Annotated in this window: 18 protein-coding genes; 9 read left to right on the top strand and 9 right to left on the bottom strand. The window is 62.6% G+C overall.

Annotated elements, in window-relative coordinates; genetic code table 11:
- Positions 1-292 precede the first annotated feature (292 nt).
- Positions 293-1,462, bottom strand: a complete 1,170-nt coding sequence (locus tag NKH21_RS04375) for a DUF1501 domain-containing protein (protein ID WP_352660959.1) — start codon at positions 1,460-1,462, stop codon at positions 293-295.
- Positions 1,453-2,820, bottom strand: a complete 1,368-nt coding sequence (locus NKH21_RS04380; RefSeq protein ID WP_352660956.1) for a S8 family serine peptidase — start codon at positions 2,818-2,820, stop codon at positions 1,453-1,455. The genes NKH21_RS04375 and NKH21_RS04380 overlap by 10 nt, the downstream gene beginning before the upstream one ends.
- Positions 2,821-2,993: 173 nt before the next feature.
- On the opposite strand from NKH21_RS04380, the gene NKH21_RS04385 reads away from it, so the two are divergent.
- Positions 2,994-3,572: a hypothetical protein gene (locus NKH21_RS04385; protein ID WP_292663892.1), complete on the top strand. Its 579-nt coding sequence runs from the start codon at positions 2,994-2,996 to the stop codon at positions 3,570-3,572.
- 10 nt (positions 3,573-3,582) lie between these two features.
- Here the strand turns inward: NKH21_RS04385 and NKH21_RS04390 are convergent, their stop codons facing one another.
- On the bottom strand, positions 3,583-5,313 hold the full coding sequence (locus NKH21_RS04390) for an adenylate/guanylate cyclase domain-containing protein (RefSeq protein ID WP_352660952.1): 1,731 nt from the start codon (positions 5,311-5,313) through the stop codon (positions 3,583-3,585).
- Between the two features lie 159 nt (positions 5,314-5,472).
- Between NKH21_RS04390 and NKH21_RS04395 the strand changes: the two genes are divergently transcribed.
- Complete coding sequence (locus NKH21_RS04395) at positions 5,473-6,711, top strand: YcaO-like family protein (protein ID WP_352660949.1); 1,239 nt, start codon at positions 5,473-5,475, stop codon at positions 6,709-6,711.
- A 75-nt stretch (positions 6,712-6,786) separates the two neighbouring features.
- On the opposite strand, the gene NKH21_RS04400 is transcribed toward NKH21_RS04395, so the two are convergent.
- Positions 6,787-7,713, bottom strand: coding sequence for a DnaJ C-terminal domain-containing protein (locus NKH21_RS04400; protein ID WP_352660946.1), 927 nt, complete (start codon positions 7,711-7,713; stop codon positions 6,787-6,789).
- Between the two features lie 100 nt (positions 7,714-7,813).
- Positions 7,814-8,275, bottom strand: a complete 462-nt coding sequence (locus tag NKH21_RS04405; protein WP_352863210.1) for an RT0821/Lpp0805 family surface protein — start codon at positions 8,273-8,275, stop codon at positions 7,814-7,816.
- Between the two features lie 39 nt (positions 8,276-8,314).
- Here NKH21_RS04405 and pdxH point away from each other — a divergent pair, with 39 nt between their 5' ends.
- The 3 genes from pdxH (at position 8,315) to NKH21_RS04420 (ending at position 10,171) form a co-directional block, all read left to right on the top strand.
- A complete protein-coding gene (pdxH, locus tag NKH21_RS04410; protein ID WP_352660940.1) occupies positions 8,315-8,932 on the top strand; it encodes a pyridoxamine 5'-phosphate oxidase in 618 nt (205 codons plus the stop codon).
- Between the two features lie 45 nt (positions 8,933-8,977).
- Entirely contained in the window at positions 8,978-9,607 is a 630-nt protein-coding gene (locus NKH21_RS04415) for a LysE family translocator (protein ID WP_352660937.1), read from the top strand.
- A 105-nt stretch (positions 9,608-9,712) separates the two neighbouring features.
- Positions 9,713-10,171 carry a hypothetical protein gene (locus NKH21_RS04420; RefSeq protein ID WP_352660935.1) on the top strand — a complete coding sequence of 153 codons (459 nt, stop codon included), beginning with the start codon at positions 9,713-9,715 and terminating at the stop codon, positions 10,169-10,171.
- Between the two features lie 71 nt (positions 10,172-10,242).
- Here the strand turns inward: NKH21_RS04420 and NKH21_RS04425 are convergent, their stop codons facing one another.
- Both NKH21_RS04425 and NKH21_RS04430 read right to left on the bottom strand, forming a co-directional pair.
- Positions 10,243-10,995: a crotonase/enoyl-CoA hydratase family protein gene (locus NKH21_RS04425; RefSeq protein ID WP_352863213.1), complete on the bottom strand. Its 753-nt coding sequence runs from the start codon at positions 10,993-10,995 to the stop codon at positions 10,243-10,245.
- Positions 10,996-11,048: 53 nt separating this feature from the next.
- Positions 11,049-12,812: an acyl-CoA dehydrogenase family protein gene (locus NKH21_RS04430; RefSeq protein ID WP_352660931.1), complete on the bottom strand. Its 1,764-nt coding sequence runs from the start codon at positions 12,810-12,812 to the stop codon at positions 11,049-11,051.
- Between the two features lie 219 nt (positions 12,813-13,031).
- On the opposite strand from NKH21_RS04430, the gene NKH21_RS04435 reads away from it, so the two are divergent.
- From NKH21_RS04435 to NKH21_RS04445, 3 genes are all read left to right on the top strand, one after another.
- The gene (locus NKH21_RS04435; RefSeq protein WP_352863215.1) at positions 13,032-13,319 is read left to right on the top strand and encodes a type II toxin-antitoxin system TacA family antitoxin; all 288 of its coding nucleotides are present in this window, start codon (positions 13,032-13,034) and stop codon (positions 13,317-13,319) included.
- Entirely contained in the window at positions 13,316-13,819 is a 504-nt protein-coding gene (locus NKH21_RS04440) for a GNAT family N-acetyltransferase (RefSeq protein ID WP_352660926.1), read from the top strand. The genes NKH21_RS04435 and NKH21_RS04440 overlap by 4 nt, the downstream gene beginning before the upstream one ends.
- A 192-nt stretch (positions 13,820-14,011) precedes the next feature.
- A complete protein-coding gene (locus NKH21_RS04445) occupies positions 14,012-15,115 on the top strand; it encodes a glycoside hydrolase family 25 protein (protein WP_352661332.1) in 1,104 nt (367 codons plus the stop codon).
- Positions 15,116-15,136: 21 nt separating this feature from the next.
- Here the strand turns inward: NKH21_RS04445 and purD are convergent, their stop codons facing one another.
- On the bottom strand, positions 15,137-16,414 hold the full coding sequence (purD, locus tag NKH21_RS04450) for a phosphoribosylamine--glycine ligase (protein ID WP_352660923.1): 1,278 nt from the start codon (positions 16,412-16,414) through the stop codon (positions 15,137-15,139).
- Positions 16,415-16,570: 156 nt separating this feature from the next.
- On the opposite strand from purD, the gene ubiA reads away from it, so the two are divergent.
- Positions 16,571-17,554 carry a 4-hydroxybenzoate octaprenyltransferase gene (gene ubiA / locus NKH21_RS04455; RefSeq protein WP_352660920.1) on the top strand — a complete coding sequence of 328 codons (984 nt, stop codon included), beginning with the start codon at positions 16,571-16,573 and terminating at the stop codon, positions 17,552-17,554.
- Between the two features lie 172 nt (positions 17,555-17,726).
- On the opposite strand, the gene NKH21_RS04460 is transcribed toward ubiA, so the two are convergent.
- Positions 17,727-18,293 carry a DUF6101 family protein gene (locus tag NKH21_RS04460; protein WP_352660917.1) on the bottom strand — a complete coding sequence of 189 codons (567 nt, stop codon included), beginning with the start codon at positions 18,291-18,293 and terminating at the stop codon, positions 17,727-17,729.
- Positions 18,294-18,474: the final 181 nt, after the last annotated feature.

An 18,474-nucleotide genomic window follows, 5' to 3' on the forward strand; every position in this document is an offset into this window, starting at 1 on the left:
GAAGATGACCCTTTGGGGGAAGTTCGTTAGCCAGCCGAAGTCACGCCATGACCCAAGACAACGTCCATGGTTTGAGCCGTGGACGACCGCTTTGCGCCCCGTCTCGGGCATTCAAGCTAGCTCGGCCATTGCCTTAAACCGGACATTATAGGCGACCGCGCTGTAGGCCGGCATTCGAAACCCTTCACAATATCCGTCATTCCGGAAGCTTCCCAGAAGCGGCCACTTAAGATTAGGCGTCGCGTATTGCAGTTCGATGCGCCCCGTAGCCGACGAAAACGCGGATAAGAAGCTAAACCGCGCTGGAGATCACATCGAAGCAGTCTCCGCCTGGACAACGGTTCCTGATAAACAGTCCACGCACCGCCGGTATCCCGGCAGCACCTGGGAAAATTTTAGCCACTGCTCGGTCAGAAAGATGCAGGTGTTCCGTCAGCACGCCCTTTATGATCGATCGTACGTCCGTCGTAGCAGCCAAGTCTGTTCCGCCATGAAGCAGGTCTCGAGCAAGACCGGGCCAGCGATTGCCTACTCGCCCGCCGGCAACGGCGCCACCCATTAACAATGTGACGCTCGCGACGCCGTGATCAGTGCCGCCGTCGGTGTTGGGCACCACGGAACGGCCGAACTCCGTGACCACCAGCACCGCCGTCCTGTTCCAGGCAGGCCCGGACGCTTGGGCAAATGCAATGAGGCCCCGCGCCAGCCCATTCAAACTCCGCGCCAGCCTTCCGAAGTCCGCTCCCTGCGCCACATGCGTGTCGAAGCCGGCCACCTCGAGCATCGCGATCCGCGGTCCGCCCGTAGCTGACAGGGCAAGCGCCGCGCTCCTGGCCGCGTCGCCGAAGCGAGCCGCGTCGCATGCGGCATGTTGTTCCAGAAGGCTTTCGCTGGTCTTTGCGCCGGACGGCCAAGTGCCCTCGGCGCAGAGGCGGACGAAGTCGAGCCGAGGATTGGCCAGCGCAAGATCGGCCAGCATGTCCATCGATCGATCGGCCGGTCTGGCCCGCCACACCGCCTTCTGCCGGCGCGACAGTACAGACGAAGCGCGGTCGAGCCATCCGGCGCTGCCGCCGTCGATATCGCCGTCGAACAGCGCCGCCTGGGCGGCCGCGTGGGACCGGCCCGCATCCGGAATTGCGGTCGCGGGCACGATGAGCAACTCGCCGCACGAGTAGTAGGGCAGAAGGGGCCCGAGCGCCGGATGAAGCGCGAAGAGCCCGTCGAGCTTGAGCATCTCGGCGACGCCGGAGTTCGGGAAAGGCACGAGGGGCCCGCGCGCCGAGGCAAAATGCGGATCGCCGTAGGGCGGCACGGCAGCTAATGCATCGAGTCCGCCACGCACGTGGACGAGCAGAAGGCGAGGATCTTCGTCCACAAGCGAGGCACCAGCCAGACGCACGCTACCGAACGCGGACGCCAAGGCCAAACCTTGCAGCGCTGCCCTTCGGGTCAGTTGCATTTAGGCTCGTCCGAACTTGGGTTCACCGGCGTACCCGCGGTCATATACCCTAGCAGATCCGTATTCGGAATAAGACTTCCCGTTGTCAGAGCCTTGTTCGTCGGCTGCGCATTGCGAACCAAAAGGCCGGCAAGTGCCGGGGCTGCGAAAGATGTGCCCGAACAGATGTTCCTCCGGAGCTTGCCGCTCTTTCGGCTCTTCCACAGTGACAGGACATTGACGCCCGGTTCAGCATAGGACGCGCCGAATGCCCCCCTGCGCCATAGCGTGTCGCACCAGGCGTTGCTGATGCCTTGGCATTTCCCAGGAGTTGCCACCTGAATATATTCGCTGTTGGAAGCCGACGCGCTGTATATCGCTCCCACCTTGTTTCCTGTCGTCACAGGCGAAAAATAAGTCGCTGCATTGGCCGGGAAATAAGACTGTACCCAAGGACCCTCTTCGTCTTCCCGGGGGTTGCCCGCAGCTATCACAACGCGCACCTGACGGTCGGCGATCTGATAAAGAAGGGCGTCGAGAAATTTAAGATCTTGCAACGTGCTTCCGCGTCTGGTGCTCTCCAGATATAATGCACCCCAACTCACGTTCAGAATATCCCCGGCAACCGCGTTGTCCCGAACATAGCGAAGCGCGAGAAGAGGCGGGCCGAAAATTTCGGTCTTCAGCTTACTGAAGGCCTTTACGATCTTGAGCGGGGCGTCGGGGCTGACACCAACCAGACCTATATACTGGTCGCCCTGCTTGACGCGCTTTCCGCCGATAACTGCTGCCACCATCGTCCCGTGCCCTACCGTGTCGTCGAGGCTCGACACGGTCTGGCATGGGCTGCTCGTGCAATCGATGGCTTCCTGAACCTTGAGGAGCCCGGCGGTGACAACGTTCCAATCCACTCCGCTGTCGATGATCCATACGGTGGGCGATCCTGAAGCCACCGGCTGTGGTGACCCGACGACCCTGCAGACGCTGGGAGGGACAACGTCCGCAGTCGGCGAGGTGCCCAGGAGTTCCGGCCCCTCGCAGCTGGCACCATCGAACAGGTTCACCACGAAAGGATCCGGCTCCTCATATCCCCTGGAGCGCAGCTCTTCGATCTCGCTCTCGGAAAAGGTCCCCGTCACGATGCTGATACCGATATCCGGCATATCCACCGCTTCCAGCTTGCCCTTGCCTGCGATGAACTTGTTCAGCGCGCCGATATCCTTGCGTAACTCCGCCGCCCTGGCGATGTCGACGATGAAAGTCTTTTCGATGTCACCGCTGTCGGTGAGGCCCTCCTCGCTTGACGCTTCCGGTCTCACTGTTCCGACAACGGCGAGGAGACAGCCGAGCAACAGCACACGAAGTTGAGCAAGTATCATTCGTACACCCTCCGGCTGTCGTTACTGATACCGCGAGGATCAGAATGCTCCCAATACGGCTTTCTGTCCATGAAAACATCGAGTCGATGCGAGCATGCCGCCTGCGCATTGCTTGCGACAGATGCAAAATGCGTTTAGGCTATTTGCATTGACCTCGGAGGGGAGCCTCGGCGATGCCCAGGGCAGAATTGAAGCCAGGTCGGCAAGTCCAAGAGATCGGCGCAGCGATCGTAGGGGCCTGGCTCAAGCTTTTGCCGGCCTCATCACGTATCTTGTCCATGGATTCAACAGATCCCCTAACAATTACCATTGATCGGCAGATTTTCGCCGTCGGTGATACTATCAGGCTTCGGCCGGAAGCAGGCCGTGCCATCGGCAACATCAGGGTCCGGACCGCCGCCGCCGGAACAGCGCCACATTCGCAGACACTGACGATAGAAGATCTAAATGGGCAGCCCATAAAATACGAGGATGACCCTCTCGACGGGGGCGACGCGATCCCGGATGCTGTCGCCTATGCGGACCTGAAGCGTGATCTCAAGATCGTGCTGGAAGACATCGTGGAAACGGGAGTGTCTGTCGAAGTTCACGTAGACGAACCGAACTTGATCAATGTGGTGGTGCCCCAGGTGCCGAGGGGGGTCCTGACCCGCGGCGATCTGATCGATTATCTCCACGACTATCACAAATATGCCCAGGGCAGGCACTACCATGACGAGCTAGCCACGGCCGTGCTCTTCGGCTGCAGATAGTCGCCAGCCCCTACTCGGGCAATCCCGCTTCCCGCATGCCGTTGAGCAGCGTGTTGCGGTCTCCGTCCAGCTTGTAAGGTTCCTTGGTGGCGAACCGCCGCCCGGAGAACTCCGGTGCACCACGCAGAACCAGCAACGTGTAGCTCTTCGCCTCTTGGCTTCGGCCAAGCAGGGCGTTCGCTGCAGCCAGATAGACCTTGACCCAGGTCGGCATGGTGGACGAGCGGCCCAGATCGACAACTGCCTTGTCCGGACGGTGGGCAATGAAATGGGCAAGACCGCGGAATGGCCAATACCATGAAGGCTCGTACAGGGGATCGAGCACTCGCGCCCGTTCGAACCAGTCCAAGGCACTTTGGGGCTCGCCGGCAAATGTTTGATAAGTCCCTTGATAGGAGACCTGCTCGGGATCGTGCGGATTGAGTTCGAGCGCGCGTGTGTATAGCTGAGATGCGACGTCGAAATCACGACGGTGGAGGAGCACCCAGCCCAGTATGTTCAGGCAGACTGGATCATTGGGGGAAAGCGCCACCGCTTTTTTGGCGATGTCATAAGCCTCGGCAAGCACCGCATCCGACGGCCCCATGTCGCGAAACCATTCAAGCTGTTTATAGTGGGCGAGCTTGGCGTACGCGCGCCCGTAGGATGGATCGAGCTCGATCGCTCGCTGATACCACTGTCGAGCCTCCATTTCGGCCGCGATGTCGCCCAGGGGCAGGGCATTGCCCCGGAGCACGCACTCATAGGCCGCGAGATTGGCAGGTGGTTTACGCCGCGCCTTCTCGGCGCCTGCGGCCGTAAGACGGCCGATAACGGTCCCGACGATCTTCCCGATCAGTTCGTCCTGGACATCGAAGATGTCCTGCTCGTCCCCGTCGTAGCGCTCGGCCCACAAGCACTCACCCGAGGTTGCGTCGACCAGCTCGCATGTAATGCGCATTCGCCGGCCCATGCGGCGGATCCCGCCTTCGATGACGAAATCCACGCCGTTATCCGCGACCAGGTCCACATCCTTGAGCCGCGTCGACGTATAATGGGACGCAACCGTAAGCTGAGTAAAGCGCGTCAGTTCCGTGACGATGTCTTCGGTGAAGCCGCCACTGAAATAGGGTTGGACGTCGCCCGCGCTCTTGAACGGGCGAACGAGGATGGAGGGCTTGCTCGGACCAGCCACCTGCGCAGTCGATGCAGGCGGCAGCCCTTTGGGCTTTTGGAACAACGAGTATACGGAAATCGGGCGTGGAATGTTCTTGAGATGCTGTTCGCCGCAATATTCAAACGGAAGATGAATTTTGTCGCGAACTTCGTCGTGCACCTTTCCGGAAAGGCAGATACCGCCCGGGCTGGCGAACTGTTCCAGGCGCGCGGCTATGTTGACGGTATCTCCAAACACATCGCCATCGGTATCGACAATGATATCACCGAAGTTGATCCCAATCCGGAGGAAAATTTCCTGGCTGGCCTTCCCCGAAGACTGGCCGACAAGCAGTTCCTGGACTTCCACTGCTGACTGCACGGCTCCGAAAGCGCTCGGAAACTCGGCGAGCATCCCGTCTCCGGTCGTTCTCACAACCCGTCCCCGGTGCTGCGTGATCCTAGGCTCTATTTCGTCCTGCATGAGATGTTTGACGAGCGCGAAGGTGCGCTCTTCGTCGCGGGCCATCAGCGACGAGTAACCGACCATGTCAGCAGCCAGGATAGCCGTCAGACGTCGCTGAAGATTGCTGTCGCCCGCGTTCATTCTCTCCCTCGGCGGGTTATATTATGTTCAACGTCGGCTTGACGATATCGAAGCGCCTCGCAGGAGTTTGCATCATACTCCAGTGCGTGTCAGCGTGCGAATGAGCATTTGGTGTAGAGGATTGAACAGTGAGGGCCGTGCTTGGGTGAAGGGTCCATAATGCCGGAGCGGCAGGCGTCCGAGGCAGGGGCCGGCGGGTCAAGCCTGGTTTACGGCCCCATCGTGATCACCGATCCCACGCTCGGATGCCCGATCACGGTCGCGGTCGGTCCCGTACGAGGGGCCAGACCTTCTCGTTTTGTGTCAGGGTGGGGCAACACCACCCAGGAGGCGGCAACCGCCTGCGGGTATGAGGCCGATGAAACCTATTTCGCCCAGATGATCCCTCATGAGCGACTCTCACGCGCCCGCGCCGGCGAATTGCGCGGGCGCGTGATCGAGCCGCCTGCACTCACACTTTTCAGTGATGCGCAGTATTGCGAGCGGCTGCATTGGAACAAAAACGTCGATGATAGCCGCGCGGTCCCGATCCGCTGGCACAGGTCGCAGCCGCTGGACTGGATCCGGAGTGATCCGCGCTTCAGCACGAGCCAGGCCTGGGTGCCTGCGGGATTGTGCTTTCTTGGGTATCCCAACGATGAGTCATCAGGTCTGCCCCCGGCTGACTCCAATGGTCTTGCGAGGGGATCGAGCATAGAGGACGCGGTCGTGCGCGGCTTCTGCGAAGTCGTGGAGCGCGATGCAACAGCCATATGGTGGTACAATCGGCTGGTTCTGCCTCGGATAGACCTGACTTCGCTGTCGGATGGACTGGCGTCCCAATACGCTGATTGGCTGCTGACGCAGAACCGCGAATTGCGGCTTCTGCTCCTGACGCTTGACCTGCCCATCCCCATTGTCGCTGCAATTTCTCATCACGTCGGGGGTGGCGCGATGGCGTTCGGATTCGCGGCCGGACGATCCATGTCGGAGGCGGCCCGGCGCGCGGTGGGGGAACTTGCAGAATGTGAGGCGAACCTTGCCCTGCTCAAACGGAACGCCGACGTGTCCGGCACGGCGGCCTTTACCCCCGGCGCGCTGCACCTCTACCGGTGGCACATGGATGAGAACATTCACCGCCGTCCTCACCTGTCCGGCAATTCAGCAGTTCAGGCCTCGTCAGTCGAGCTGCGACTGGATTGGAACTATTGCCTCGACATCTGCCGCGAGCACGAACTTGAGATCTTTGCGGTTAACCTGACGCACAACGCTGAATCGCCTGTTGCACGAGTGTTTGTACCTGGACTTCGTCCTACCAAGCCCCGGTTGGGCGGCGGCAGGCTCTATGACGTTCCTGTGCGCCTAGGTTTGAGGCCATCAGTTTCCCAGGCCATCCACGAGGTTCCCTTTCCATTGTGATCGTATGGTCGCGGGCATGCCCACCGCGGAGGGCACGCTTTTCACACATGGTGTCAAGCGCTGGCCTTTCGACCGTCATCCCTTTCGCCGGCGCATCAGCGCCTCGAGCTCGGCATCGCCGCCTTCCGGCAGCATCAGCCGCACATGCGCGTAGAGATCAGCGTGACCGCCGGCCTTTTCCGGCAGGCCCCTGCCCTTCAGCCGCAGAACCTTGTCCGAGCTCGACCAAGGAGGGACGTTGACCGCAATCCTGCCCGTCGGGGTTTCGACCGCTACTTTGGCGCCAAGCACCGCATCGGCCAACCCCACCGGCAGGTCGACATGCAGGTCGCGGCCCTCGACGCGGTAGCGAGGGTGCCGGCGAAAGCGGATCTTGACCAGTGCATCGCCCGGCTGCCCCGGCCCTTGCTCACCCTGGCCTTTCAACCGGATGGTCTGACCGTCCTCGACATAGGCCGGCAACTTGACCGCCATCTTGCGGCCGTCGGGGAACATCGCCGTCACCTTCTCCGCGGTTGCGGCCTCCTCGATGGTGACGTCCAGCGTCACGTTGAGGTCGGCTGCGGTCGGCATCCGGCGGCCGGCGCCCGTGCCGGCACCGCGCTGCTGGCTGAAAGCATCGCCGAAGATCTGGCTGAAGATGTCGCTGTTGCCGTCGAACGGATCACCGCCGGGACGGCCGGTGCGGAATTCAAAATGCGCGCCGCCCGGCCCTTGCTGCCGGCGGAAACCGGCGAAAGGATCGGCGCCGCCGGCCGCACTCTCAAACCCCTGGAACCGCGGTTTGCCTTCGGCGTCGATCTCGCCGCGATCGAAAGCCGCCCGGTTCTTCTCGTCGCCGACGATCTCGTAAGCCTGGTTGGCGGCGGCAAAACGCTCCTTTGCCTTGGGATCCGGATTCTGGTCCGGGTGATACTTCTTGGCGAGCTTCCGGTACGCCGATTTTATGTCCTTGGCCGATGCGTTCTTGGCAACGCCCAGCACCTCATAGGGGTCGCGCATGCTTACTGCCCTGGAGAAGGAGTGGTTCCATGATCGCCTCCTATATGCGCTCGCATAGGAAGAAATTCCAGTGGCTTACCACTATATCACCGGCGGAAAATCAGAGCGCCTTGAAATCCTGCATTCGCCATGCGCTGCCGCCAGCCAGGCATACTTCGCCTTTGAACAGCGCGACGCCGTCGAAGCTTTCGCGTGACGCAGTGAAGCGGCGGCATGTCTCGCCGTTAACCCTGAATTCCGCGAGCTCGGTGATGGAGCCGCGCGAGCCGGTGTCGGCATTCGCCCAGGGAACGGCCTGCCCGGCCAGTTGTTCGACGTCGGCGGAGGACACGGCATTGCGGATCGTAGCCTGGTCGGAAGCACGATCCTGATCGAGCGGCGTGACTGAGGCCGGCGTGCTCGAGGTCAGTATCGAGCGGTCCACCTCCGCCTGCTCCAGGCTGACGCCGCCCCCGCCACAGGCGGCAAGCGGAAGAATGATTGTCACGATCATGGCTTTGACGCTGGCCGAAGCGATAACGCCCCATTGCCCACTGTCAAAAGCTTGCGCGATACGCGACAATCGGCAATCTCCCCAGCCGGCGACAAATTTGGGAAAACTATGAGCGAAACCGGGTTAACAAGCGGTGACTTTACCGAGGCGGCGGAGCCGTTCCGGCTTTTTGCGTCGTGGCTCGACGACGCTACGAAGAGCGAGATCAACGACCCCAACGGAATGGCGCTGGCGACGGTCGACGCCGAGGGCATGCCGAACGTGCGCATGGTGCTGCTCAAGGGCTTCGACGAGGGCGGCTTTGTCTTCTACACGAATCTCGAGAGCGCCAAGGGCCGCGAGATTCTTGGAAGCATGAAAGCGGCGATTTGCTTCCACTGGAAATCGTTGCGCCGGCAGGTGCGGGCGCGCGGCCCGGTGGAGATCGTCACCGATGCCGAAGCCGATGCCTATTACGCGACCCGCCCGCGCGGCAGCCGCATCGGCGCCTGGGCCTCCAAACAGTCGCGGCCGCTGGAAAGCCGCTTCGCGCTGGAAAAGGCGGTTGCCGAATATACGGCGCGCCACGCGATCGGCGACATCCCGCGGCCAAAACACTGGTCGGGCTTCCGCATCGTGCCGCAAACCATCGAGTTCTGGCACGACCGTCCGTTCCGGCTGCACGACCGTGTCGTCTTTTCACGCAACGCCGAGGGTGGCTGGGACAAGGTGAGGCTTTATCCGTAGAAAACGATGCGGCACAATGTGCTGCTTCGATCTCAGGAGTGATCCATGAGCTTGTTTCTGGCGTTCCTTGGCGTCTCGTTTGTCGTGCTCGCAACACCCGGGCCGGATACCGCCATCACCATTCGAAACACGCTGCTTGGCGGACGCGCAGGCGGCGTGTTCACGGCGATCGGCATCTCCAGCGGCCAGACGATCTGGGCACTGGCCACCAGCGCCGGCATCGTCGCCCTGCTTGTCGCTTCGGAGCCACTGTTTCTTGCCGTCAAATATGCCGGTGCTGCCTATCTCGTCTATCTTGGCGTCAAGGCACTGCAGGATGCGTTACGGCCGCCCCAACAGCACGAGGCGGCTTTCACCACACCAGCACGGCGGCTGACGGCAGCAAACGCCTTTCGCCAAGGCCTGATCAGCGATCTCGGCAATCCGAAGATGGCCGTGTTCTTCGCCAGCCTTCTGCCTCAATTCGTGCCCCCCGGTGGAGCGACCTTCACTGCGCTGCTCGGCCTGGGGGCAGTCTTCGCCGTCATGACCTTTGCCTGGCTGACGCTTTACGCAACGGTCGTCGCCAAGGCAGGCGATTTCCTGCGCCGGCCGTCGATCCGCCGCGTCATCGAGGGCGTGACCGGAATGGTGCTGATCGGGCTCGGCATCCGGATCGCGACCGAGCACCGGTGACGGTTGAATGGTTCCTGACGAACCATGCATAGTGAACCAAGGGAATGTGCACGCCGCCCAGCGGTGCCCCAGGCCTTGTGAGTCGCTTGGCACCCAGGTCAGGCCATGGCGCCTGCGCCGAACAACCCAGAACTCCCCGGGCTACAGAGACCTTGTGCTTCCAATTCCCACTATCACGATCTCGTGTGCGTGAAACGTTCCAGCTTGCCGGAACGAACCAGGGAAGGGCTCAACGCGCCGCTGGCGCAAATTCAGGAGGAAGCAATGCATTCACTCAGGTTGGTCACGATGGCCGGTCTTGCCTGCCTTTTCGCTTCGCAAGGCTTTGCGGAGGACGCGATGGGGACAATGACAGTGATGAAGGGTGGGGAGGTCATGGCGATCATGCCCGATGGACATATGGGCACCATGATGCCCGACGCGAAGATGAGCGCCGAAATGATGAAAATGGCGAAACCGATCAAGCATTGCATGATGTTGATGACCGACGCCAAAGGCAAGACATTCATGATCGACACGTCTTCGGCAAAGGCCCAGGCCGAATGTAAAAAAATGGCGATGTGATAAAGAGATCATGGCAAGAAACCCGCCGGTTGCTGCCGGCGGGTTCACGATGCCAGACAAGGCCAGATGGTCTAGGCCTTTTTCCTGGTCATGAAGGCCGTCAAGGCCGCGCGGGCCTCGTCGGATTTGAGCCGCTCGCGGAAATGCTGGCTTTCCTGGCCGATGCGCTCGACAACGTCTTCGCGCGAGCCGCGCATCAGGTCGCGCGCGATCCTCAGCGCTTGCGGCGGTTTGGCAGCGATCTGGCCCGCCGCCGCCAATACCGATGCCTCGAGTTCTTCCTCCTCGACCACCTCGTAGATCAGCCCGGCGGCCTTCGCCCGCTCGGCCGAAAAGCCCTCGCCGAGGCCAAGCAGCGCGAAGGCGCCTTGCCGGCCGAGGATCTGCGGTGCGAGCAGGCTCGAACCGGCCTCCGGCACAAGGCCGAGGTCGACGAAGGGCGTCCGGAATATTGTGCGCGGCGTGGCGAAGGTCAGGTCGCAATGCAGGTTGAGCGTGGTGCCGATACCGACCGCAATGCCGTCGACGCCGGAAACCATCGGCTTTTCCACCTTGGCCAGCGCCATCAGGAAATCCCAGACCTCGGTACCGCCTTCGCCGCCCGAGGCGACGACCATGAAATCGGCAAGGTCGTTGCCGGACGAGAAGGCGCCGGGCGCGCCGAGAAAGACATGGACGCGGATCGCCGGATCGGCGTCGCCGCCGGCAAGAGCCGCCGACATCGTCGCGTACATGGCGCAGGTCAGGGCGTTCTTCTTGTCCGGACGGTTGATGCGGATGATCTGGATGGCGCCCTGGCGTTCGACGAGGATGTGGTCTGTCACGGATTGGTCCTTTGTGAATTTCGGGCCTTTGTGAATTTCGGGCGTTGCGAACCTCAGGCTGAAATCAGCGCCTTGCCGGCAGCGGCAAGGCTGTCGGCGCCGCCGATGACGCGCTCCTTGAGCGCGCCCACCTCGCCAAGCAGGTTTTCGGCGAAGAAGCGGCACAGCCCGATGCGGTTTTGGTCGGCAAGCGCGCCGCGCGCCAGATAGGCGCCACCAGCGGTAAGCGAGATCAGCCTGAGATAGGGTGTGGCGCCGGCCAGCGCCTCGTCCGAACGGCCTTCGGCTTGCAGGTCTTGCAGGAAACGGCTCGCCTGTGACAGGTCGTCGAGCGCCTGGTCGAGGCGATCGGCGGTGCGGCCGAAGCCTTCGAGGTTCGACGCTCGCACCGCATCGGCGACGGTCTTAAGTTCGGCGATGTAGCCATGCACATGCCGGCCGCCGGCGAGCGGCAGCTTGCGCGTCACCAGATCGATCGCCTGGATGCCATTGGTGCCTTCGTAAATGGGCGCGATGCGCGCGTCGCGATAAAGTGCTGCGGCCCCCGTCTCCTCGATGAACCCCATGCCGCCATGCACCTGCAGCCCGAGCGAGGCGACCTCGACACCGACATCGGTGGAAAATGCCTTGGCCAGCGGCGTCAAAAGATTGGCGCGCTCCTGCCAGTGCTTTGCATCCTCGCTCTGCGACGCGAGATCGATGGCGTGGGCGCAGGAATAGCAGATGGCGCGGGCAATCTGGGTCAGCGCCTTCATGGTCAGAAGACTGCGCTGGATGTCGGGATGATGCACGATCGGCGCCATGCCGGCACCGCGATAGCTCGCCGCCTTGCCTTGTCGGCGGTCGTTTGCATAGGCGAGCGCCTTCTGCGTCGCCGCCTCGGCGACCGCCACGCCCTGCATGCCGACGGCAAGGCGCGCATTGTTCATCATGGTGAACATGCAGGCGAGGCCCTTGTTCTCCTCGCCGACCAGCCAGCCGATCGCGCCGGGCCTGCTGCCTTCGAAGCCATCGCCATAGATCATGGTGCAGGTCGGCGAAGCGTGGATGCCCAATTTGTGCTCCAGCCCGGAGCAGAAGACGTCGTTGCGTGCGCCCGGCGCGCCATCGTCGCCAACCAGGAATTTCGGCACCAGGAACAGCGACAGGCCGCGCGTGCCGGGCGGCGCGTCCGGCAGCCGCGCCAGCACCAGATGGATGATGTTGTCGGTGAAATCGTGCTCGCCATAGGTGATGAATATCTTTTGCCCGAAGATGCGGTAGGTGCCGTCGCCGGCCGGTTCGGCGCGGGTTCGCAAGGCATTCAGATCCGAGCCTGCCTGCGGCTCGGTCAGGTTCATGGTGCCCATCCATTCGCCGGAGACCAGTTTTTCCAGATATCTGGCCTTGAGTGCCTGCGAGCCATGCTTGTCGAGTGCTTCGACCGCGGCCATGGTCAGCGTCGGGGCGATGCCGAACGCCATCGAGGCGGAGTTCCACATTTCGAGCGCGGCGACGCCGAGCATGGTCGGCAGCGCCTGGCCGCCATACGCTTCCGGCGCGGACAGCGCATTCCAGCCGCCGCCGATCCAGCGGCGATAAAGTTCTTTCCAGCCGAGCGGGGTAGTGACGGCAGCGCCGTTGAGCACCGCGCCGTGCCGGTCGCCGACCGCATAGAGCGGCGCCACCTCCTCGCTAGCGAAGCGGCCGGCCTCTGCCAGAATGGCGTCGACGAGGTCCTCGCCGAGTTCGCCAAAGATGGCGGCATCGAGCGCCGGCTTCAGGCCGGCGACATGTTTCAGGGTGAAGGCGATTTCCTCGACCGGTGCCCGATACATGGCCTTCGCTCCTCCTCAGCCCAGCGGGTCAACTTAAGACCCGCGCCGACGCAAAACCATCTGCTTTTGGAATTGTCAGCCCATCTTCTTTTTACGTAAACGTCAACTTTTGTCACGCGGATTTTGCAGTTGCTGCCTCGCCTCAAAATTACAAGTCGGACCATGCACTTGATCTGTACGGCTAATTCCCGTACAAGTCGTCCATCAGGGGTGAAGATAGTGCCAAACCAACAAACGCGTACCGCTCGTCTCGAAGCTCGTATTTCGCCGGATATTCTGGACGTGGTGAAACGCGCCGCCGAAATCCAGGGCCGCAGCGTCAGCGACTTCGTGGTCGCTGCCGCTCAAGAGGCGGCTCAGCGTACCATCGAGAGCACCACCATCATGCGTATTTCCGTCGAGGATCAGCGCGCCATGATGGAGGCAATTCTCAATCCGCCCGAGCCCAATGAAGCACTTCGCAAAGCTGCCGACGCCCACAAGCGCCTTGTCATCGAATCCCGGTGAATTTCGCCGTCATCATCGAACCGCTCGGCGGATCGCATGATCGCAAGGCTTTCAGTTGTGGGGTGTCGGCGCTCGACCGTTATATCCGGGAGCAAGCCAGCCAAGATGTCAAACGCCGAGTCGGCAATTGCTTCGTTGCCGTGGATCGCGATGGCGGCGCGATCGCCGGATACTACACTTTGGCGGCGTCGAGCATACCAATCGCGTCCTTGCCTGACGAACAGACAAGACATCTGCCACGCTACCCGGTCCTGCCTGCGATATTGGTCGGCAGGCTGGCCGTCGATGCCCGATACCAGGGGCGGCGGATCGGGTCGGCGCTGATCGTGGATGCGCTACGACGCAGCGTTGGCGCTGCCCCGGCAGCCTTCGCGTTGATTGTCGATGCAAAGGATGACCAGGCGGTCGCGTTTTATCGCAAACATGGCTTCACCTCATTTCAGAGCCGCCCGCTATCACTGTTCCTGCCCATAGCAACAGCGTTGAAACTATTTGGCTGACAATCGCAACCATCGCTTTCCTCTAGAGGAGCACCAAGGGTCCCTTCGCCTGCGCTCCAACTCGCCCCCTCGGCACCCGAAGCATTTCCTTAACCATGGCGGCTCAGGATTGGGCTTTGGCCAGCAAGGACCTGCTGTTTGAAAACGCCGGCGCACCCTCTTATCCGCTCAGCGCTTCTCCTTGTCGCCGCGATGACCCTGGCGCTGACGCCGGCAAAGGCCTCGGATTTCTCCGAACCGTGGAAGGATGCGGACCGGGCGCTGGTCGTCGACGCCTACGAATACAACTCCATCGACTGGACCCGGCTAGCCGCCGACAAGCGTCTTGTCGGCTTCATCAACAAGGCATCCGACGGAATGCCGCCACCCTATTTCTGTTTCGGCGACGAGACCGAGATGCGGCTGTGCAAGACGCTTTGGAAGCGCCATGCGATGGCACAGGAACTGTTCCAGACGCGCAAGGTGGTGGCCAAGGCGCTGGGCCTGAAATGGGGTGCCTATCATCTCGCCCGGCCCGGCAACCCCGTGGGACAGGCCAATAATTTCATCAATTTCGTGAAACCCGGGCCGGATGACCTGCTTGCCCTCGATATCGAGGACGATGATCCGACGCAGTGGATGTCGCTCGAGGATGCCGAGGAATTCGTGCGCCATGTGCATCGTCGGGTTGGCCGCTTTCCGGTGCTCTACACCAACGGCACGACGGCCAGGCATATCGCCGGCAACAAGTATAAATACCCGCTCCTGTCCCGGCTGCCGCTGTGGTATGCGCGCTACAAGCCAGACATCGATGTGCATTTTCCGATGGGCAACTGGCAGGGCTATGCGCTCTGGCAGTTTTCGGCGCGAGCCAATTGCGGCCGGTTCCGCTGTCCTTACCGGGTCGCGGGCACACCCAACGATATCGACGTCAGCGTCGCGCCGATGAACGCGACGGAATTGCGCGCGCAGTGGCCGTTCGGCGGCCTGATCGACGTGCAGCCGGATTACCTCGCCTCGATACCGGTGCCGCTCTCACGCGAGGCCGGGCTCGCCGGCACTGCCATGACCTACGCCACTGTGGCAGCACCCCCGAGCCTCGAGCAACTGGTCGCGGTATTCAGAAGGCGCCTGGCCAAATTCAGCAGCGGCTTTCAAACGCCTACGGCCAAGACCGCGCCGAGCCTTCCGCGCGGGATTGCCGAATATGTTGCCTGGACGCGAAACGAAGAGCGCCTGGCATCGGTGTCTGCAATTGCCCCCGCCGCCGATGCGGTCAGCAGCGTCTCGACCGGATTCGATCGGGGCCTGCGTTGAGCTCGAGGCCCGCCTTAAGCGTCAGTTCGACTGCTCGCGCGCCACTGCCAGCCAGCCAATGTCGCGGCGGCAAAAGCCTTGCGGCCAGTCGATCCGGTCGAGCGCGGCGTAGGCCTTCTTCTGCGCCTCTCCGACGGTACGGCCGGTCGCCGTGATGTTGAGCACGCGACCGCCATTGGCGACGAGTGCGCCGCCGTTTATGGCGGTGCCGGCATGAAATATCTCGACGCTCTCACCTGCCGCCGCCTCGACGCCGCGAATGACCGAGCCCTTTTCCGGCGTGCCGGGATAACCCCTGGCTGCCATCACCACGGTGAGCGCCGCCTCGTCGCGCCAGCGCACCGAGGTGTGCGCCAGCTGGCCGTCGGCGGCGGCGTTGAGCAGGACGAGCAGATCGTCCTTCAGCCGCATCATCAGCACCTGGCATTCCGGGTCGCCGAAACGGGTGTTGTATTCGATCAGCTTCGGCCCCTTGTCAGTGATCATCAGCCCGGCGAACAGCACGCCGGAAAACGGCGCGCCTGTTTCAGCCATGCCGCGCATGGTCGGCTCGACGATCTCGCGCATGGTGCGGTCGATCATCTCCGGCGTCATCACCGGGGCCGGCGAATAGGCGCCCATGCCGCCGGTGTTCGGGCCGGTGTCGCCGTCACTGAGGCGCTTATGGTCCTGCGCGGTACCGAAGGGCAGCGCGGTGGTGCCGTCGCATAGGCAGAAGAAACTTGCTTCTTCGCCGACGAGAAACTCCTCGACCACCACTTCCGCGCCGGCCTGGCCGAAGGAGCCGTCGAAACAGGCGTCGAGCGCGGCCCGCGCCTCGTCAAGCGTCATGGCGACGGTGACGCCCTTGCCGGCAGCGAGGCCGTCGGCCTTGATGACGATCGGCGCGCCCGTCTTCTCGACATAGGCCTTAGCCGAAGCCAGATCGCCGAACCGGCCATAGGCGGCGGTCGGGATGCCGTATTTGGCGCAGAGGTCTTTGGTAAAGCCCTTCGAGCCTTCCAGCCGCGCCGCTGCCTTTGACGGGCCGAAGACGCGGATGCCCTCGGCGCGCAGGTCGTCGGCTATGCCGGCGACCAGCGGCCCTTCCGGTCCGACCACGACGAGGTCTATTTCATTCCCGCGGCAAAACCGGACCACCGCTGCGTGATCCGCAATATCGAGCTTCACCAGCTCGGCTTCGCGGCCGATGCCCGGATTGCCGGGCGCCGCGTAGAGTTTGGTCAGCAGCGGCGACGCCGCGATCTTCCAGCCAAGCGCATGTTCTCGTCCGCCGGAGCCGATCAACAAAACACGCATGTCCAGATTCCTCGTCATTCCAAGACCAGGACTGCGCTATTGCGCCGCGCGCGACGGGTCAAGACATTTGGCTGGCGAAGCGCCGATTGCGCGTGGCGAGCGTGCGGGGCCTGCTTGACGCTTGACGGCATTCGCCTCTGCTGCCACTCCAGCAAAATGGAAACCGTCCAGTCGAAAGCGGCCCAGGGCCGCGTCGCCGATGCGCCGAGCGGCCACTGGGTCTATCGCGCGCTGCCGAGGGGGTTGTGGCCCTATGCGCAGCTTGCCCGGTGGGACCGGCCGATCGGCTGGCAATTGCTGCTGTGGCCATGCTGGTGGTCGGCTGCCCTTGCCGCGAGCGCCTATCCACGTCCGTCGGATCCGCTGCTCTCGCTGTTGCCGTCGCCCTGGTATCTCCTATTGTTTTTTCTTGGCGCGTTCGCCATGCGTGGCGCCGGCTGCACCTACAATGATTTGGTCGACGAGGACATCGACAACCAGGTGGAACGCACGCGCTCGCGGCCGCTGCCGGCCGGCAAGGTCACGCGCCGGCAGGCCTGGATGTTTGTTGTCGTGCAGGCACTGGTCGGCCTTGCCGTGCTTTTGCAGTTCAACAGCTTCGCCATCTCGCTCGGCATCGGCTCGCTGGTCATCGTCGCCGTCTACCCATTCATGAAGCGGTACACCAATTGGCCGCAACTCATTCTCGGCCTTGCCTTTTCCTGGGGAGCGCTGATGGGATGGGCGGTCGAGTTCGGCGATCTCGATGGGCCGGCAATCATGCTCTACATCGGCTCGATCCTGTGGGTGATCGGCTACGACACGATCTATGCGCATCAGGACAAGGAAGACGACGCCATCGTCGGCGTGCGCTCGACGGCGCGCCTGTTCGGCGACAATACCAAGGCCTGGCTGGCCGGGCTTTATGGCGGAGCGCTGGTCTGCTTCGCCATTGCCTTTGCCTCGGCGCAGGCACCCGTGCCGGCGCTGGCCGGGCTGATCGCCGCCGGCGCGCATATGGCACGGCAGACCGCCGTGCTCGACATCGACGATCCGGACCAGTGCCTAAGACTGTTCAGATCGAACAACCAGGTCGGCTGGCTGATCTTCCTCGGCCTGATCGGCGGCGCGGCTTGGGTGGCGCTGAAGCGGCTGGTTTAGGCGCCTTTTCCCTTCTCCCCCTGTGGGAGAAGGTGGATTGGCGCGTAGCGTCAAGACGGTTGAGGGGTGTTAGAAGAAATGAGGCGTTGGCCTTCCCTGGAACACCCCTCATCCGACCGAGCTCCGCTCGGCCACCTTCTCCCACAGGGGGAGAAGGAAGAGGCGCTCAGGCCTACTCCCGCGAAATAAGCTCCTCGCCGCCGATGACCAGCCTGAGGCCGAGGTCGCCGGCGCGGCGGCGGGCGAGGAAGCGCGGGCGGCGCATGGTCGAGACGCGGCCCTTGCGGCGGTCCTGCGCCGGCAGCGCCTGGATGGCGGCGCCGAGCGATTCTTCCAGCGTGCGGGCAATGCCGTCGGCCTCGATCAGCAGCATCGGCAGGCGGTAGGCGTCGGCCCAGGCGCGCCAGTCGGCGGCGACGTCGTCGAGATCGTCGGCGACCAGCAGCGGCACCGACAGCATCGGGTCGTTGTGCAGAAGCTCAAGCGTCACTGTGACATTGCCATCCGGATCCTCCATGGCGCGGGCGGCGACGCCGCGAAACGCGTTGGCGGGCAGAGCGATGATCGCCGGCACGCCGCTCATCTCCAGCGTGCGGCGGATAACCGCGCCGCGCTGGTCGATGGTGAAGGTGACGTCGCCATAGTCGTCGCGCGTGGCGTAGCTCACCACCTGCGGCAGGCGGAATGGGTCGAGACGCATATTGCGGCCGGCCCAGACTGGCTTCAGTCCAGTGTTCATATCGTGCCTTTCCTGTTTCTCCTGAGAGCCGGTGTTTCCGGTTCTCCGGGCCGGTTTTCCCAGCCTCGTTGTGGAGAAACATTAGCGCGAGCTTCTTATCCTCGCGCTTAAGAAAGTCGGTTAAATTTTGCTGATCCGGGGCGGATGGTTATCGGAATGCCAACCGGCACTGACCGGCGAA

It is taken from the genome of Mesorhizobium sp. M1329, assembly GCF_040318035.1.
Taxonomy (GTDB): Bacteria; Pseudomonadota; Alphaproteobacteria; order Rhizobiales; family Rhizobiaceae; genus Mesorhizobium.

Excerpts from the sequence above, each read along its gene's own strand:
- NKH21_RS04395 (WP_352660949.1), top strand. The coding sequence starts at position 5,473 with ATGCCGGAGCGGCAGGCGTCCGAGGCAGGGGCCGGCGGGTCAAGCCTG.
- ubiA (WP_352660920.1), top strand. The coding sequence starts at position 16,571 with ATGGAAACCGTCCAGTCGAAAGCGGCCCAGGGCCGCGTCGCCGATGCG.
- NKH21_RS04415 (WP_352660937.1), top strand. The coding sequence starts at position 8,978 with ATGAGCTTGTTTCTGGCGTTCCTTGGCGTCTCGTTTGTCGTGCTCGCA.
- NKH21_RS04460 (WP_352660917.1), bottom strand. The coding sequence starts at position 18,293 with ATGAACACTGGACTGAAGCCAGTCTGGGCCGGCCGCAATATGCGTCTC.
- pdxH (WP_352660940.1), top strand. The coding sequence starts at position 8,315 with ATGAGCGAAACCGGGTTAACAAGCGGTGACTTTACCGAGGCGGCGGAG.
- purD (WP_352660923.1), bottom strand. The coding sequence starts at position 16,414 with ATGCGTGTTTTGTTGATCGGCTCCGGCGGACGAGAACATGCGCTTGGC.
- NKH21_RS04430 (WP_352660931.1), bottom strand. The coding sequence starts at position 12,812 with ATGTATCGGGCACCGGTCGAGGAAATCGCCTTCACCCTGAAACATGTC.
- NKH21_RS04420 (WP_352660935.1), top strand. The coding sequence starts at position 9,713 with ATGGCGCCTGCGCCGAACAACCCAGAACTCCCCGGGCTACAGAGACCT.
- NKH21_RS04385 (WP_292663892.1), top strand. The coding sequence starts at position 2,994 with ATGCCCAGGGCAGAATTGAAGCCAGGTCGGCAAGTCCAAGAGATCGGC.
- NKH21_RS04390 (WP_352660952.1), bottom strand. The coding sequence starts at position 5,313 with ATGAACGCGGGCGACAGCAATCTTCAGCGACGTCTGACGGCTATCCTG.
- NKH21_RS04445 (WP_352661332.1), top strand. The coding sequence starts at position 14,012 with ATGACCCTGGCGCTGACGCCGGCAAAGGCCTCGGATTTCTCCGAACCG.
- NKH21_RS04375 (WP_352660959.1), bottom strand. The coding sequence starts at position 1,462 with ATGCAACTGACCCGAAGGGCAGCGCTGCAAGGTTTGGCCTTGGCGTCC.
- NKH21_RS04400 (WP_352660946.1), bottom strand. The coding sequence starts at position 7,713 with ATGCGCGACCCCTATGAGGTGCTGGGCGTTGCCAAGAACGCATCGGCC.
- NKH21_RS04380 (WP_352660956.1), bottom strand. The coding sequence starts at position 2,820 with ATGATACTTGCTCAACTTCGTGTGCTGTTGCTCGGCTGTCTCCTCGCC.